Source organism: Methylotenera sp. (genome assembly GCF_036401095.1).
Lineage (GTDB): Bacteria > Pseudomonadota > Gammaproteobacteria > Burkholderiales > Methylophilaceae > Methylotenera.
This window is the reverse complement of record NZ_DASWWA010000003.1, coordinates 214,654-231,240: the sequence shown is the minus strand read 5'-3', so window position 1 is coordinate 231,240 and position 16,587 is coordinate 214,654. Positions and strand designations below refer to the sequence as shown.

Here is a 16,587-nt window from a genome sequence, read left to right as displayed (position 1 = left end):
TATATCCCTTTAAAAATTTAACTTAAATCTCTTACGTCAACAAAATGGCCGGCAACAGCTGCTGCCGCTGCCATTTCAGGACTCACCAAATGCGTACGACCGCCCTGCCCTTGGCGCCCCTCAAAATTACGATTGCTTGTTGATGCGCAGCGCTCACCTGGTGCTAAACGATCAGCATTCATCGCTAAACACATTGAACAACCTGGCTCACGCCACTCAAAACCAGCTTCAGTAAAAATCTTATCTAAGCCTTCTTGCTCAGCCTGTGCTTTTACCAAGCCAGAACCAGGCACAACTAATGCCAGTTTCACATTAGGTGCAATGTGCTTGCCTTTAGCAATTGCCGCAGCTGCGCGTAGATCTTCAATACGGGAGTTGGTGCAAGAGCCAATAAACACTTTATCAATGCTAATTTCATTAATTGGCGTGTTAGGTGTTAACCCCATGTAAGCATAGGCACGCTCCCAATCACCGCGTTGCACATCATTTTTAGCTAAGTCTAAACTTGGCACTTTACCGTCGACACCCACCACCATCTCCGGTGAGGTACCCCAAGTGACTTGAGGCTGAATATCTTTTGCATTCAAAGTAACGGTTGCATCAAACTGCGCACCTTCATCACTGTGTAAAGTGTTCCAGTACGCCACCGCAGCATCCCATTGCTCAGCTTTAGGTGCAAATGGACGACCTTTTACATAGTTGATTGTTGTGTCATCTACAGCCACCATACCAGCACGTGCACCGGCTTCAATCGCCATATTGCACAAAGTCATGCGACCTTCCATGCTCATATTGCGAATCACAGACCCAGCAAACTCAATCGCATAGCCATTGCCACCCGCTGTACCAGTTTTTCCAATGATAGCCAGCGCTACATCTTTAGCGGTTACACCCTTACCTAGAGTGCCATTCACCACCACGTGCATGGTTTTAGATTTTTTCTGTACCAAACATTGTGTCGCCATCACATGTTCAACTTCAGAGGTACCAATACCATGCGCCAATGCACCAAACGCACCGTGCGTACTGGTATGAGAATCACCACATACTACAGTCATGCCCGGTAAAGTAGCTCCTTGCTCAGGCCCAACCACGTGCACAATGCCCTGACGAGAATCCATGAACGGAAAGTAAGCTTTTGCACCAAATTCGCGAATGTTGTCGCTCAAAGTTTCTATCTGCAAACGTGCTACTGGGTCTGCAATACCAGACAAACCTTTATCCCAACCATTGGTTGGCGTGTTGTGGTCTGCAGTTGCCACGATAGAGGAAATGCGCCAAGGCTTACGCCCAGCTAAACGCAGGCCTTCAAACGCTTGCGGACTTGTCACTTCATGCACCAAATGACGGTCAATATAAATGAGCGCCGTGCCGTTTTCCTCGGTCACAACGTGGGAATCAAACAATTTGTCGTATAACGTTTTTGCCATAGTTCTCTGCTTTTAAGTACACAATAAATAATGCGCTTACTTAATCCCTAAAATTACCAAACTGCAACGGAAAGTCCGTCACATTCTTTTTCACAAATGCAATCGCATCTTGCAAGATATCTCGCTTGGCGCCATTCACACGCACGGTATCACCCTGAATGCTCGCTTGCACTTTCATACCGGAGTCTTTAATCAGCTTGGTAATACGCTTAGCCAAATCACTATCAATACCAGCGCGGATTTTCATCTCTTGCTTGACTTTATTGCCCGATACTTTTTGGACATCTTTATGATCCAGACGTTTAGATGAGTCAGGCTCTTTCTTTTCCATCGCTGGCAATAAAATGTCTTTAACCTGATCAAGCTGAAAGTCATTGTCGCCAAACAGCGTAATTAGGCTATCTTTTTCGTTCAACTCAACCTTAGCTGAGCTACCTTTAAAGTCATAGCGATTGGTAATTTGCTTACCTGCGGTATCAATCGCATTCTTCAAAGCGACCATATCGACTTCTGAAGAAATATCAAATGAAGGCATACATTATCCCTAATATTATTTTCTAACTAAAGTAAGATTAATCAATTGTACGCAGCCCTTATTAATAGCCACATACAATCAATTTAAATTACTCAAAGTGGCAAACGTAGTCTAACGTTTCCACTGTTTCGATATCAAATGATGAATTACCTGGCACAGTGAACTTCTCGCCTTCACCGTATGTTTTCCAGTCACTTTCGCCTTGCAAGCGCACTTTACACACGCCGGCATTAATTTCCATCAATTCAGGAGCAGCCGTGTTAAATGTAAGTGTGCTAGGGAAAATAACACCAATCGTGCTGCGCGTTCCATTTGGGAACATGACCGTGTGACTAACGCACTTGCCATCAAAATAAACGTTAGCTTTCTTTTTAACACTGACATTATCAAATTGTGCCATTTGCTTTAGCTTTCAGAAAAAAATCAAAACACTATTATCGCAGAAAAGCCTTGCCAAACCAATAAATGACTCGCAAATGCTTACTACGTGTAAGCGCTTTGCTAAGCACCAAGCAAAACAAGCTGCAATTATTGACGATGCGCTTTACCGACACACCCAAACACTGACTATTGGATAAAGTTCTGGAACTTTAGGTTCACTGCCACTTGTACGTAAATTATTAGCCCTTGAAATTTACAACGCCTAAGCTAGGATGGTAGCAATATTATCCATTTCAGCTTTAAGCGCTACTTTATCCCGCTCGAGCGCATCTAGTGGCAATGCAAAAAAAGCTTGGATGCGGGCACGTAAAATACTGTAAGCCTTTATAAAGGCAGCATCAACTTCTTCGTCTGTACCAACTGCATGTGCAGGGTCTTCCACCCCCCAGTGCGTACGAAGTACTGCGCCCAAATAGGCGGGGCACGCTTCACCCGCAGCGCTACCGCACACTGTAATCACAATATCGGGTGTAGCAGGCAAATCTTCCCAAGACTTACTAAAATATCCTGCTGTCGAGATACCTTCACGCGCCAACAGCGCAAGCGAACGTGGATGCACATATCCTGCAGGCTTGCTACCAGCACTCATCGCATGCCAACCGGCTGGCGCAAGATGATTAAAAGTCGCTTCACCCAGAATTGAGCGACATGAATTACCAGTACATAAAAACAACACATTCATTTCAAGATTCCCAGCTTATCAAGCAAAATTACAAAGCCTAGTTAGCCTCATACCAATGACGGCTACGATTAACAATACGCACCACAGACAACATGACTGGCACTTCAATCAGCACCCCCACCACAGTAGCAAGTGCTGCGCCTGAGTTAAAACCAAACAGCGCAATTGCAGTAGCAACCGCCAACTCAAAAAAGTTAGATGCCCCAATCAATGCAGACGGCCCGGCTACACAATGCGCTACTTTAAGCTTCTTATTTAGCCAGTATGCAAGCATAGAGTTAAAGTAAACTTGAATAATAATAGGTACCGCCAGCAAAGCAATGACCAACGGCTGACTCAGTATTTGCTGCCCCTGAAAGCCAAACAACAGCACCAAAGTAACAAACAAAGCAATTAATGAAATAGGATGCAATTGCTTAAGCACCAACGCTAAAGTAGCAGGGCCCTTTGCTAGCAAATATTGACGCATCAACTGACTAACAAAAACTGGCACCAAAATAAAAAGCAGCACAGACAAGAACAAGGTTTCCCATGGGATGCTTATGCTAGACAGCCCCAGCAACAGTGCAACCAAAGGTGCGAACGCAAACAACATGATGACATCATTAATCGCCACTTGAGATAAAGTAAACTTTGGCTCACCGTCACACAAGTTACTCCATACAAACACCATCGCAGTACATGGTGCCGCTGCCAGCAATATCAACCCTGCAATATAGCTATCCAACTGCTCAATTGGCAGATAGCTTGCAAACAAATGGCGTATAAACACCCATGCCAGCAGTGCCATTGAAAATGGCTTTACCACCCAATTAATAAACAAGGTGACGCCAATACCCTTGCTATGCTGCAATACATCACGCATTGCGTAAAAATCCACTTTAAGCAACATAGGGATAATCATCAACCAAATAAGGCCGGCAACGACCAAATTCACTTCCGCCACTTTTACATCACCTACTGCTTGAAACAGCTTTGGACTAAGCTGCCCTAAACCAATACCAACAATGATGCACCCCAACACCCACCAGGTTAAATTACGCTCAAAACTGCCAATTTTGGGGTTAGCGATTAAAACTTTAGACTCTTGTATCATTATGATTTGTTTCTGCGTGATATAAATTGAACCTGTTGCGCAACAGGGGCACAACAGGCTGAATCTGACTGGCTATGCGCATCATTAAAAGTAGGCGCACTATCTAGCGTGTGATAAGTTTCCCAAGCAATGCCGGACGGATCTTGCACCCAATGCTTATCGGATTTTGCGTAACAGCAAGTGGCACCCTCCTGCGTTAGTACGCTTAATTCCGCCGAATCAAACCTAGCCTTCATTTCAGACAATACCTCTTCGCCATCTACTTGAATACCGACATGATCCAAACCTACCTTTGCACCACGCTGACTTATCGCAAAATTTACCAAAGGGTCTTCTAACATCCATTTGGCATAATCAGACTTTATAACCGTCGGCTTTTCACCAAACAAAGTATTATAAAAACTGATACTTTTATTCAGATCTTCTACCGACACATGTAAATGCATACGTTTCATGATTGCAACTCCTTCTCTTCAACACCGCATGCCACATCAAGGCAACACGAAGCCTGCCCTGCGCAACAATTTTCCGTTAAATAGGCCAGCAGCCCATTCATGGCATCATAATTAGCAATGTAATAAACATAACGCCCCTGCTGACGCGAGCTTAAAAGCCCTGCACGACTCAACTCTTTTAAATGAAAAGATAGCGTACTTGCGGGAATTTTTAGCCGCTCCCCCACTGCGCCTGCAGGCAAGCCGCCCGCTCCAGCCTGGACTAAAAGCCTAAAAATATCCAACCGCGCCTCTTGCGCGATAGATGCCAACTGGGTGACTGCTAATTTATTATCCATATTTCTATATTTTCATAAATATAGAAATAATGTCAATTATTTTTAAAACAATACTGTGATAAATCCCGCTTAAATAAATCTATTTAGTAAATCTCAAAATAAACAGATGAGATATTTAAATGGATAAAGGGAAGTTGACCATGTAGCAATCAATATAATTATTAGGTAATATGAACCCGAAATGTGTAAAAACATGGATTCAATTACACCGGAAGCTCAATGACTTGAAAACTCCTAGCCTCCCACACAACGAAGTAAACCGACTTGAATTTCTGAAAAGTCTCAACATTCTCGACTCTCTACCAGAGCAAAGCTTTGACGAACTAACCAGCCTTGCATCAGACATCTGCAAAACGCCAATTGCCATCATTACGCTACTTGATGAAACCCGCCAATGGTTCAAGAGCAAGGTTGGCTTAGCTGCGACAGAAACACCGAGAGACGTTTCATTTTGCGGGCATGCCATACTTGGAGATGGCATATTTGAAATCCCCAATGCTTTAGATGATGATAGATTTAGCGACAACCCCTTAGTAACTGGCGACCCTAACATACGTTTTTATGCTGGCATCCCCCTCATCAGCAGTAACAATTACGCACTTGGGACACTCTGCGTCATTGACCGCAAAGTTCGTGAGCTATCTCAAGAACAGCGCAACTCACTTAAAAAACTAGGTAATTTAGTAGAAACGCTAATCGAGACGCGCATCCAAGCTAAAAAACTGGAAGAAATGAGCGTAGCACTATTTGATAAAACAGCGTTTCTAAACACATTATTATCCAGTGCAGGCGCATCTATCATTTCAACCGACCTTAATGGGCTAATCACCAGCTTTAATCGAGGCGCGGAATACATGCTGGGGTACAAGGCCGAAGAAGTGATCGGCCTAAAAACACCCGCTATATTTCATGATGCCAATGAAATGCATCAACGTGCCAATGAACTAAGCCGGATTTTAAATAAACCGATAGCAACCAGTTTCTATGTGTTTATATCGGAAGCATTACAAAGAAAATCAGAAACTCGTGAATGGACGTACATTCGCAAAGATGGCACCTCGCTACCTGTGAGCCTCACCGTCACCCCCATGTACGATAGTGCAGATGTATTGTTTGGCTACCTAGGTGTTGCGCATGACATTAGTTTGCGCAAACAAGCAGAACAAGCAACCAATTACATGGCCGACATATTGGAGCGCACAGGAGAGCTTGCCAAAGTAGGCGGATGGGAATTAGATATTGCCAGCATGCGAATTACGCACTGGACGACAGAAGTCTTTCGCATCCATGAGCTAGAGCCACCACAACTCCCCTCAGTAGAGCAAGCTATCTCGTTTTATCCGCCAGAATCAAGGCGCGAGTTGGAAGCTACGATTGAGCTTGCTATTAAGACAGGTAAACCATGGGATATGGAATTGCCACTCACTACAGCTAAAGGCCACCAAATTTGGGTGCGCACCCAAGGCTCAGTCGTTATGCAAGACGGAAAAGCCGTTAGCCTGATTGGTGCGTTTCAAGATATTACTGGGCAAAAAACGATTGCAAATGCATTAAAGGCAAGGGAAAAGAGCTTTGATGACATCATTGAGTACGCTCCCATTGGCATGGCTATCTTGTCACTAGAGGGTAGATTCACGCGCATCAATCAAGCACTGTGCAATATCGTTGGTTATAGCAGCACAGAGCTGATGCAACTCACCTTTCAGGAAATCACTTTCCCGGATGATTTAGAAGCTGACTTAGAACGTGTGAGTCAGTTAGTTGAAGATAAAATCAACACCTATCAAATAGAAAAGCGTTACATCCATAAAGATAAAAGAATCGTATGGGTTCAGTTATCGGTGAGCATCTCTAGAGATGAAGACCGCACGCCTAAATACTTAATTGCACAAATTGAAGACATTACCGAACGCAAATATCTGCATGAGGAAGCAGAGCAATTTGCATATCATGACCCGCTGACCAATTTGCCCAATCGCAGAATGTTACTAAGCAGACTGCATCAAGCATTGATGCAAACCGAGCGCTACGATCGATCAATGGCGTTACTGTTTCTAGATTTAGATCACTTTAAGAACATTAATGATTCATTAGGTCATGACGTAGGAGATATGTTGCTGAAAGAGGTAGCCAATCGATTACTAAAATGCGTGCGCTCTCTCGATACGGTTGCGAGACAAGGTGGTGATGAGTTTGTAATTATCCTTTCAGAAATCTCACACATTGAAGATGCTGAGCTGGTGGCAAACAAAATCATCGCAAGCTTTAAAGAGCCTATTTTGGCGAACGGACATGAAATCATCATGAGCACCAGTATTGGCATTGCAGTTGGCGCTCACAACAAGCCAATAAAACCAGATGAGTTAATGAAACACGCAGATAAAGCCATGTATGAGGCTAAAGGCGCTGGTAGAAACAGATATTGTTTTCACACTTAAATTTAATAGCCAACCAGCTATATGCAAAAAACGAACGATATTCAGTCTTTAGTGCAATGAGTGATATAACTACAGTTCAAATATAAAACAAAGTTGTAACAATTTGTAAATTTCGGTAATAATTAGCTCTAATATAACAAAGGGTAATAAGAACTATAATCATAGTTACCCAGAACAAGGGCGAGATGTTTCAACAATGTGCTAATTTATTTGATACAGTTTTTGAAGACGCAAGCATCGGTATCTGTATAGTCAACTCGCAAGGTCAGTTTAAGAAGGTCAACAACTATCTTTGTCAAATTCTAGGTTATGGTCAGTCAGAATTAAATAACATCTCTCTTGATGAGATTACCTCCAACAACTCATCCGATACTAAGTTAGATTTTAATCAACAAGTCGCTAGGTCAAACGCAACCCCATCATCGATTCAAAATGCATATATCCATAAAAACGGTACTACAGTTTTTATGGAAGTAATTATCTCTTCTATCAAAAATCTTAATGAACAACCGCCATACTTTATTGTTCACATGATTGATATTACCGCGCGAAAAACTAACGAAATTAAATTGCTGGAAAGTGACGAAAAGCTGCGCACGCTTTACGATCTATCTCCATTAGGAATTGCGCTAACAGACATAAATGGAAACTTCGTAAACTCCAACAGCGCTTTTAGTCGCATATGTGGATACACTAAAGCTGAGTTAAAAGAAACTAGCTATTGGTCACTTACCCCAAAGCATGATGAACTGAATGATGTCGCTCAACTTGAGTCTTTAAAAAAGACCGGCAAATATGGTCCATATGAAAAAGAGTATATAAGAAAAGATGGAACCCAAGTTTCTGTTCGTCTCAATGGAGTAATGCTAACAGATTCTAAAGGCAATGATTTTATATGGACTTTCATTAAAGATATCACTGAACAAAAAGTCTTGCAAAAGAATCTTTGTCTCGCATTTACAGCTATTGAAAAGAGTAAAAATGCTTTTTTCTGGATTGGGTCTAACGGAGATGTTAGATTAGCAAATGACTCTGCATGCAATAGTCTTGGATATACTAAAGATGAACTGATAGGAAAGTATATTTGGGATTTTGATCCGGATTTCTGTCAAGAAATGCTTGAGCCAGTCTTTGATGAAGTAAAACTAAATGGGTTGGCAACTTTCGAGTCACGCCATCTTCGCAAAGATGGCTCCACTTTTCCTGTAGAAGTAACGGCTAATTACTTTACATTTGAAACAGAAGAATTAGTTTTCTGTTCAGTGCTCGACATTACATGCCGGAAACAAGCAGAACGGAGTCTTTTACTTACGCAGTTCGCCATGGATCATGCTTCTGTTGCGGTGTATCAACTGGATGCAGATAGTAAGATACTGTATGCGAACGCAGAGGCATGTCGAACCTTGGGATACACGGCCGAAGAATTAAGGACGATGACCGTGCCTGACATAGACACTCTTTATAACAAAGATGAATGGCCGGGGCATTGGAGAAGTTTGAGTAACTTAAAATCTCTATCTTTTGAAACAATCCAAAAGCGCAAGGATGGTAGCACTTTCTCTGCTGAAGTTTCAGCAAACTACATTGCATACGATGACATGGAGTATAACTTTGCGTTTGTTCGTGACATCAGCGAGCGAAAACTAATAGAGAAAGAGATTCAATTAGCTGCCACCACATTTGAATCTCAAGAAGCGATTATCGTTACCGACGCAGAAGAAAATATATTACGCGTCAATCAGGCCTTTACTAAGATCACAGGATTTTCCTCAGAAGAAGTCGTAGGCAATAAGCCCTCTATGTTTAGCTCTGGATTTCACGATGAAAAGTTTTATCAGGTCATGCATGAAAAACTCAAGAACGAAGGTTTCTGGCAAGGGGAAGTTTGGGATAAACATAAAAACAATCACATATATCCAAAACTACTTTCAATCTCGGCAGTTAGTGATGTATCAGGGAGTATCAGCCATTATGTAGGAAGTTTTCTCGATATAAGTGAGCGTAAGAAAGCTGAAGATGAGATTTATAAGCTGGCTTATTATGACTCACTCTCACAACTTCCTAATCGACGCTTAATGATTGAAAGGCTGGACCACGCACTAGCAGCAAGCTCCCGCAATGGCCAGCATGGTGGATTGCTCTATCTGGATATCGACAACTTCAAACATCTTAATGACACTAAGGGGCATCATTATGGCGACCTACTCGTGACTCAAATCGCAGATAGACTCAAGGCTTGTTTGCGCGAGGATGATACCGTTGCTCGTTTTGGTGGCGATGAGTTTATCGTCATGATAGAAAACCTCGGTGAGATATCTGATTTGACTGCATTTCATATACAAAAAGTTTGCGACAAAATAGTTGAAGCTTTCAATGCACCATTCTTGCTAGAAGGCTTTGAATATTACACATCAGCAAGCATTGGGATGACTATGTTTCATGGTAGAGACAGCGATCGTAAAGAGTTGCTCACCCAAGCTGATATGGCAATGTATGAGGCCAAAAAATCTGGCCGAAATACACAAAGGTTTTTTGACCCCCTGATGCAGCAAACACTGGATACTCGCGTAGCGTTAGAACACTCATTACTGAAAGCATTACCAAATAATGAATTTAAGCTTTACTACCAACTTCAGGTAGATCATGATGCTCGTCCAATCGGTGTAGAGGCACTAATACGCTGGGTGCATCCGGAACGTGGCCTCGTTCCGCCTATGGAGTTCATTCCGCTTGCAGAAGAGATTCGTCTGATTGTGCCAATTGGAAAATGGGTACTTGAAACAGCATGCTCTCAGCTCAAGGCTTGGGAAAATTCGGATATTACCAATTCTTTATCTATAGCAATCAATGTCAGTGCGTATCATTTTCAGCAGAGTAACTTTGTAGATGAAGTTAGAACCATTTCTAATCGTTATGGTGTTTCTCCAAATAAACTTAAATTGGAACTCACAGAAAGTATAGTGCTTGGAGATATGCAGGATGCAGTTGTTAAAATGGAACAGCTGAAAGCGCTTGGGTTTATTCTATCCATGGATGACTTTGGTACTGGTTACTCTTCTTTAAGTTATTTAAGAAGACTTCCTTTTAATCAACTTAAGATGGACCGCAGCTTTATCATGAACGCACTTGAAAATGCTAATGATAGTTTTCTAATTCAGATGGTGACATCTATGGCTGAGCAATTTGGTATGGATGTGATTGCAGAAGGCGTCGAGACAGAGCAGCAACAGCAACATTTAATAAAACTCGGCTGCAAAGCATTCCAAGGTTACTTTTTTGGCAGACCAATGCCTATTAATGAATTGGAAGCAGCGCTAAAAAGAAATAATTAGCCAAATATTATTTTGAGAGCTACCCAATACTTATAGCTTACGGAACCCATCCGCCAATGAGTAAGTGCTGTGCATAGCACCTTGATGCATACTACGCACAGCAGTCAACGACTCTAAGCCGCGGCACGCAGCGCCTTGGCAGCGGCCACCATATTCCTTAATGCAGGCAACACCTCTACCCACTGCCTAGTTTTCAGACCGCAATCCGGGTTAACCCAGAGCCGCTCGGCAGGCACTCGCTCGGCAGCTTTTCTAATTAACTGAATAATGTGCTCTTGCGTTGGAATATTAGGCGAGTGAATATCGTACACACCAGGACCAATCTCATTCGGGTAGTTAAAGTTGTCAAAAGCATCCAGCAGTTCCATATCGGAACGTGAAGTCTCTATCGTAATTACATCCGCATCCATATCTGCAATCGCCGCGATGATGTCATTGAACTCTGAATAACACATGTGCGTATGAATCTGTGTTTCATCCTGCACACCGTTGGCTGCAATTCGGAATGATTCCACCGCCCAATTCAGATACTCCTTCCATTGTGATTTACGTAGTGGCAAGCCTTCACGCAAAGCCGCTTCATCAATTTGAATCACGTTGATGCCTGCTTTTTCCAAATCTAACACCTCTTCGCGAATCGCCAACGCTAGCTGATAGCAGCTCACCGCGCGTGGCTGGTCATCACGGACAAAAGACCAGTTAAGGATAGTCACCGGGCCGGTCAGCATGCCTTTCATAGGCTTTCTGGTCAATGACTGGGCGTATTTAATCCACGCTACGGTCATGGCTTGCGGGCGGCTAATGTCACCAAACAAAATTGGTGGTTTAACGCATCGTGAACCGTAAGACTGTACCCAGCCAAATTGGCTAAAAGCATAGCCGTTTAATTGCTCACCAAAATACTCCACCATGTCGTTGCGTTCAGCCTCGCCGTGCACCAGAACATCCAACCCCAGCGCCTCCTGCTCTCGAACACTGCGCTCGATTTCCGCTTTCATCGCTAGCTGATAATCAGCATGATTAAGCTCTTGAGCTTTGAATTGGCTGCGTGCCTGACGGATTTCTGCAGTCTGCGGGAATGAGCCGATAGTCGTGGTTGGGTACTTAGGTAAATTGAGCAATGCAGCCTGTTTAGCGGCACGCTGTGCATACACGCTCTGACGCTGACCAAGCTGCGGCGTTAACTTACCTAGTGCCTCTCTAACTGCAGGGTTATGCACAAGTTGTGAATGACGACGTGCTTCAACCGCTGCATGGTTAGTTGCCAATTGCTCTTTAACTGCCTCACGACCCCGATTTAAAGCAATAGATAAAATATACACTTCTTCCAATTTTTGCTTTGCAAACGCCAACCAAGATTGAATTTCAGCATCCAGTTTTTGTTCGCTATCCAGATCTACCGGCACATGCAGCAAAGAACATGATGGTGCAAGCCACAAGCGCTCACCTAAACGCTCTGCCAGCGGCTCCAGCCAATCTAATGTGGCGGTCAGATCAGCTTTCCAAATATTACGGCCATTCACTACGCCTATAGAAAGCACTTTATGAGAAGGCAGCATACCAATCAAAGGCAATATTTCGTGCCGACCATTGATGGCATCCACATGCAGGCCAGCAACCGGTAGATTGGCTGCCAAATACTGGTTATCGGCCAATTGACCGAAATAAGTTGCAACCAGTAATTTAACACGACAGCTCTTTAATTGATGATATGCCAAGTTGAAAGCATGTTGCCAATCAGCATCCAGCTCAGTGACTAAAATAGGCTCATCAATCTGCACCCACTCAATGCCATGTGCCGCTAAAGTTTCTAACAAGGCCACATACACTTGCACCAATTGTGGCAACAAAGCTAAACGGTCGGAGTTATCTTTAGCCTTACCAATAGCGAGATAAGTCACTGGGCCAATAATCACTGGCTTTGCTTTAACATTCTGCTCTTTTGCTTCTGCCAACTGCTCCAGCAAGTTTGTAGCATCCAATTTGAACGTCGTTTCTGCTGTGAACTCAGGCACGATATAGTGATAATTGGTATCAAACCATTTGGTCATTTCACCAGCCGCAACACCACCGCAACACTGTTCGTGATCATGATCATAATGTGCTGAGCGACCACGTGCCAGACGAAAATAATTGTCTAACTGGTCACCATGAAAGCCACTTACACGCTCTGGTAAGTTACCCAGTGTGAAAGACATATCCAACACTTGGTCGTAAAATGAAAAATCCCCTACTGGCGTTAAATCCAACGCAGCTTGCTGTCTCCAGTGACGCTCACGTAGTTCTTTACCAATCCCATTCAATTCATCACGCGTGGATTGACCCTTCCAGTAAGACTCAAGTGCAAACTTCATCTCTCGTTTTGCACCAATGCGCGGAAAACCAAGATTGTGTGTAGATACCATCATAATTCCTATAATTTTGAAAGATGCTGAATTCTATAAAGAGCAATTCATGAAGTAAAATGGTAATATTTCAACAATCTATTAATTTAATTCATACATAAAATGTTAGAACGCATCCATTTAGCCATTATTCGTGAGGTTGATAGACAAGGGTCATTGACTGCTGCTGCCAATACTTTGTGCTTAACACAATCTGCATTAAGCCATTCAATCAAAAAGTTAGAACAGCAGCTAAACACAGATATCTGGTTACGTGAGGGGCGCAGCTTACGACCCACGCAAGCTGGGCAATATTTGCTGGCTGTAGCTAATCGAGTATTACCGCAACTCTCATTAGCGGAGGAACAACTGCGCCAATTTGCCCAAGGCGAACGCGGTACGCTGCGTATTGGCATGGAGTGCCACCCCTGCTATCAATGGCTACTAAAAGTAGTGTCGCCCTACTTAGAAGCTTGGCCAGACGTAGATGTTGACGTCAAACAGAAATTTCAATTTGGCGGCATAGGCGCACTGTTTGGTTATGAAATTGACATGTTAGTCACGCCAGATCCCCTGTATAAACCAGGACTGCATTTCGAGCCGGTATTTGATTATGAACAAGTATTGGTTGTTAGCCGCGACCATAATTTAGCCAAGCAAAGCTATGTAAAACCCGAGCAATTAAGCCATGAAACACTGATTACTTATCCTGTAGAAATCAATCGATTAGACATTTACAACAAATTTCTCCATCCTGCAGGCATTCATCCCAAACGTCATAAAACGATAGAAACCACGGACATTATGCTGCAAATGGTTGCCTCTAACCGTGGCGTTGCAGCTCTGCCGCGATGGCTCGTAGAAAAATATGCGCATGAAATAGCGATTGCACCGGTGCAACTTGGGCAACAAGGTATTGCTAAACAAATTTTTCTAGGTGCACGCGAAGCTGATGTGAATATCGACTACTTGAAAGCGTTCTTTCAAACAGCTCGCACTGCCATTTTTTAAAAAAATTAAATAAAACTCCAAACAGCTAATTACAAACTAATGCTTAAGCCTAGCTGCGCTATGTGCATTTAGTCAACGCCACAAAGCGCAGCGTATCAATTTAAACTTTACTCATATAGAAGAGTCACTTACAAATCTGTTTGCAATTTTCAAAATATATTAATAGAATCAACTGTGTTCGGCTCTAAGCTAGGAATGCAAGGTCATCCTGGCTATGAATAAAAATAAAGGAGGCCTTGGATGAAATGCCCGGCGATACTACCGACAGAGTCAGAGAGACTAACTGCTTTATCGAATCATGGATTAGATAACGAAAGTCTGATTCCAAACTTGGACCCAGTGGTTCAGATTGCAGCACGCATGTTTGACATGCCAGTAGCCGCAGTTAACATCATCGGTAACGACCACGTTTTTTTCGTAGCTCACATCGGTGCTGGCAAATTTGACATGAGCCGCGATGTCTCTTTCTGCGCTCACACCATCAACCAATCGGGCGTGATGGTCGTGCCAGACGCCACCTTGGATGAGCGTTTTCATGACAACCCTTTAGTCGTGGGTGACATTAACCTTCGCTTCTATGCTGGCGTTCCGCTTCGCTCTCCAGAAGGATTGGCACTAGGCGCACTTTGCATTGTAGACAATCAACCACATACCGACTTCTCTGCCAGCGATCAATTAAGATTAGAAGAGCTTGCCAAAATGGCCTCGGACAGGCTGGAATTACGCCGTATTGAAGTAAGCGGTAATAAGTCCAGACCGAACTTTGAAGAATATGCCGGTAACTCCACCACCCCTGTTGTATGGTTTGACCAAACACTCTGCATCACAGCATGGAACAACGCAGCAGCACAATCTCATGGCTATAGTTTAGAGGAAGGTATAGGTAAGCCTGTTGAGCAGCTGATGCCAGAACGCTCTCGCCCTATCTTCCACGAAATCATAAGCCAAGCGATTGCAGCAGGCTCATTAGATGAACTGGTTATACCGACCGAAATAAGTGGGCTTCGTAAAGATGGGTCACAATTCATTTTAGGATTTTCTTTATTCAGCTGGAAAGACGCTGGCCGAATTAAATTTGAGGCTGTACTTAAAGATATTACCGAACAGCGCCTTGAAGAAATTGAGCTCCGCCAGCAAGCTAACATTGACCCATTAACCGGTCTGGAAAATCGCGCCAGTTTTTACCGAGCTATAGAGTCAGCGATGATCACACCATCCCCAATCACCGTGCTGATGATTGACCTAGACGGTTTTAAAGACTTAAACGACACGTTAGGAGATGCAGCTGGCGATAGCATTATCAAAGAAGTATCAAACCGCCTGCTTAAAATGGTAGATACCGTGGGTATAGCTGCAAGACTAGGTGGCGATGAGTTTGCAATCATGTGGCCGCAAATGACAAATCCAGGCCTTGCGATGCAACTCGCAGAGGCCGCAGTTGCAACCATCGCAATACCCATCGTCGTTGATGGGCAGGAAGTGCGAGTTGCCGCAAGCTGCGGTATAGCAATTGCACCTGACCAAGCGCAAGAGGCATTGGAACTGATCGGTAACGCAGACTTAGCCTTATTCAAAGCAAAGAGTATTGGTCGCGGACAAGTTTTTCTTTTTGTCACAGCATTGCGTCTCGAGGCTGTGGTGCGTCGACTTTATGCTTTGGAGCTACACCGTGCAGTGGATGAAGGCGAATTCCTGCTCTTTTATCAACCACAGGTAGATTTAATCACAGGCGAGATCACAGGTGCTGAAGCCTTATTGCGCTGGCACCACCCTGAGAGAGGCATATTGTCGCCAATTGCTTTCCTGCCAGCATTAGAGCGCGGCACCCTGGCCGTAACCGTTGGATCATGGGTTTTGGATGAAGCATGCGCACAAGCTGCATATTGGCGTAGAAACGGCTGCCCTAACCTACGCATGGGCGTTAACCTTTTCGGCGCCCAATTTCATGTCGGCAACCTAGTGACTGAAGTTATAGCAGCACTAAAACGGCATGGCCTGCCGCCAGAAGCTCTAGAGTTGGAGATTACAGAAAATATCGCACCGGACAACGATGACGTCGTCCTTAACTGCCTGCATCAGCTCCATGATTATGGAGTTGGTATCGCCTTGGATGATTTTGGTACAGGATACGCCTCATTAAGCTTACTCAAAACCTATCCACTAACACGTATCAAGATTGACCAATCATTTGTACATGGCATGTTGGAGCACGAACAAGATGCATCTGTGATACGCGCCACTTTAGATATTGCACGCAGTTTTAAATTAGAAACGATTGCAGAAGGAATCGAGACAGAACACCAACGGTCATATTTACTTGAAAAAGAATGCATGGAAGGACAAGGCTACCTGTTCGGTAAGCCTATCCCGGCAGCGCAGTTCTCTGCACTGATTGAATCAAATAAACTTTTAAAAGAAACCGCCTGAAATAGCTGCTCACCTGTG

At 43.6% G+C, this 16,587-nt stretch carries 12 protein-coding genes; 4 read left to right on the top strand and 8 right to left on the bottom strand.

What is annotated here, in order from left to right; all coding sequences use genetic code 11:
* Positions 1-17: 17 nt before the first annotated feature.
* The 7 genes from leuC to VGD82_RS02850 form a co-directional block, all read right to left on the bottom strand.
* Positions 18-1,430 carry a 3-isopropylmalate dehydratase large subunit gene (leuC, locus tag VGD82_RS02880; RefSeq protein WP_331018955.1) on the bottom strand — a complete coding sequence of 471 codons (1,413 nt, stop codon included), beginning with the start codon at positions 1,428-1,430 and terminating at the stop codon, positions 18-20.
* A 40-nt stretch (positions 1,431-1,470) separates the two neighbouring features.
* Positions 1,471-1,965 (bottom strand): YajQ family cyclic di-GMP-binding protein, encoded by a 495-nt coding sequence (locus VGD82_RS02875; protein WP_331018954.1) that lies wholly within the window; start codon positions 1,963-1,965, stop codon positions 1,471-1,473.
* 88 nt (positions 1,966-2,053) lie between these two features.
* Positions 2,054-2,365 (bottom strand): pyrimidine/purine nucleoside phosphorylase, encoded by a 312-nt coding sequence (locus VGD82_RS02870; RefSeq protein ID WP_331018953.1) that lies wholly within the window; start codon positions 2,363-2,365, stop codon positions 2,054-2,056.
* Between the two features lie 243 nt (positions 2,366-2,608).
* Positions 2,609-3,088: an arsenate reductase ArsC gene (locus VGD82_RS02865; RefSeq protein ID WP_331018952.1), complete on the bottom strand. Its 480-nt coding sequence runs from the start codon at positions 3,086-3,088 to the stop codon at positions 2,609-2,611.
* Between the two features lie 37 nt (positions 3,089-3,125).
* On the bottom strand, positions 3,126-4,184 hold the full coding sequence (arsB, locus tag VGD82_RS02860; protein WP_331018951.1) for an ACR3 family arsenite efflux transporter: 1,059 nt from the start codon (positions 4,182-4,184) through the stop codon (positions 3,126-3,128).
* Positions 4,184-4,639: an ArsI/CadI family heavy metal resistance metalloenzyme gene (locus VGD82_RS02855; protein WP_331018950.1), complete on the bottom strand. Its 456-nt coding sequence runs from the start codon at positions 4,637-4,639 to the stop codon at positions 4,184-4,186. The genes arsB and VGD82_RS02855 overlap by 1 nt, the downstream gene beginning before the upstream one ends.
* Positions 4,636-4,977, bottom strand: a complete 342-nt coding sequence (locus VGD82_RS02850; protein WP_331018949.1) for a metalloregulator ArsR/SmtB family transcription factor — start codon at positions 4,975-4,977, stop codon at positions 4,636-4,638. The genes VGD82_RS02855 and VGD82_RS02850 overlap by 4 nt, the downstream gene beginning before the upstream one ends.
* 170 nt (positions 4,978-5,147) lie before the next feature.
* On the opposite strand from VGD82_RS02850, the gene VGD82_RS02845 reads away from it, so the two are divergent.
* Positions 5,148-7,415: a PAS domain S-box protein gene (locus VGD82_RS02845; protein WP_331018948.1), complete on the top strand. Its 2,268-nt coding sequence runs from the start codon at positions 5,148-5,150 to the stop codon at positions 7,413-7,415.
* 185 nt (positions 7,416-7,600) lie between these two features.
* Positions 7,601-10,747 carry a PAS domain S-box protein gene (locus VGD82_RS02840; protein ID WP_331018947.1) on the top strand — a complete coding sequence of 1,049 codons (3,147 nt, stop codon included), beginning with the start codon at positions 7,601-7,603 and terminating at the stop codon, positions 10,745-10,747.
* A 113-nt stretch (positions 10,748-10,860) separates the two neighbouring features.
* Here the strand turns inward: VGD82_RS02840 and metE are convergent, their stop codons facing one another.
* Positions 10,861-13,152 carry a 5-methyltetrahydropteroyltriglutamate--homocysteine S-methyltransferase gene (metE, locus tag VGD82_RS02835; RefSeq protein ID WP_331019275.1) on the bottom strand — a complete coding sequence of 764 codons (2,292 nt, stop codon included), beginning with the start codon at positions 13,150-13,152 and terminating at the stop codon, positions 10,861-10,863.
* A gap of 102 nt (positions 13,153-13,254) precedes the next feature.
* On the opposite strand from metE, the gene VGD82_RS02830 reads away from it, so the two are divergent.
* Together VGD82_RS02830 and VGD82_RS02825 are read left to right on the top strand one after the other, a co-directional pair.
* Positions 13,255-14,142, top strand: a complete 888-nt coding sequence (locus VGD82_RS02830) for a LysR family transcriptional regulator (RefSeq protein ID WP_331018946.1) — start codon at positions 13,255-13,257, stop codon at positions 14,140-14,142.
* 240 nt (positions 14,143-14,382) lie between these two features.
* Complete coding sequence (locus VGD82_RS02825) at positions 14,383-16,569, top strand: putative bifunctional diguanylate cyclase/phosphodiesterase (RefSeq protein WP_331018945.1); 2,187 nt, start codon at positions 14,383-14,385, stop codon at positions 16,567-16,569.
* Positions 16,570-16,587 lie beyond the last annotated feature (18 nt).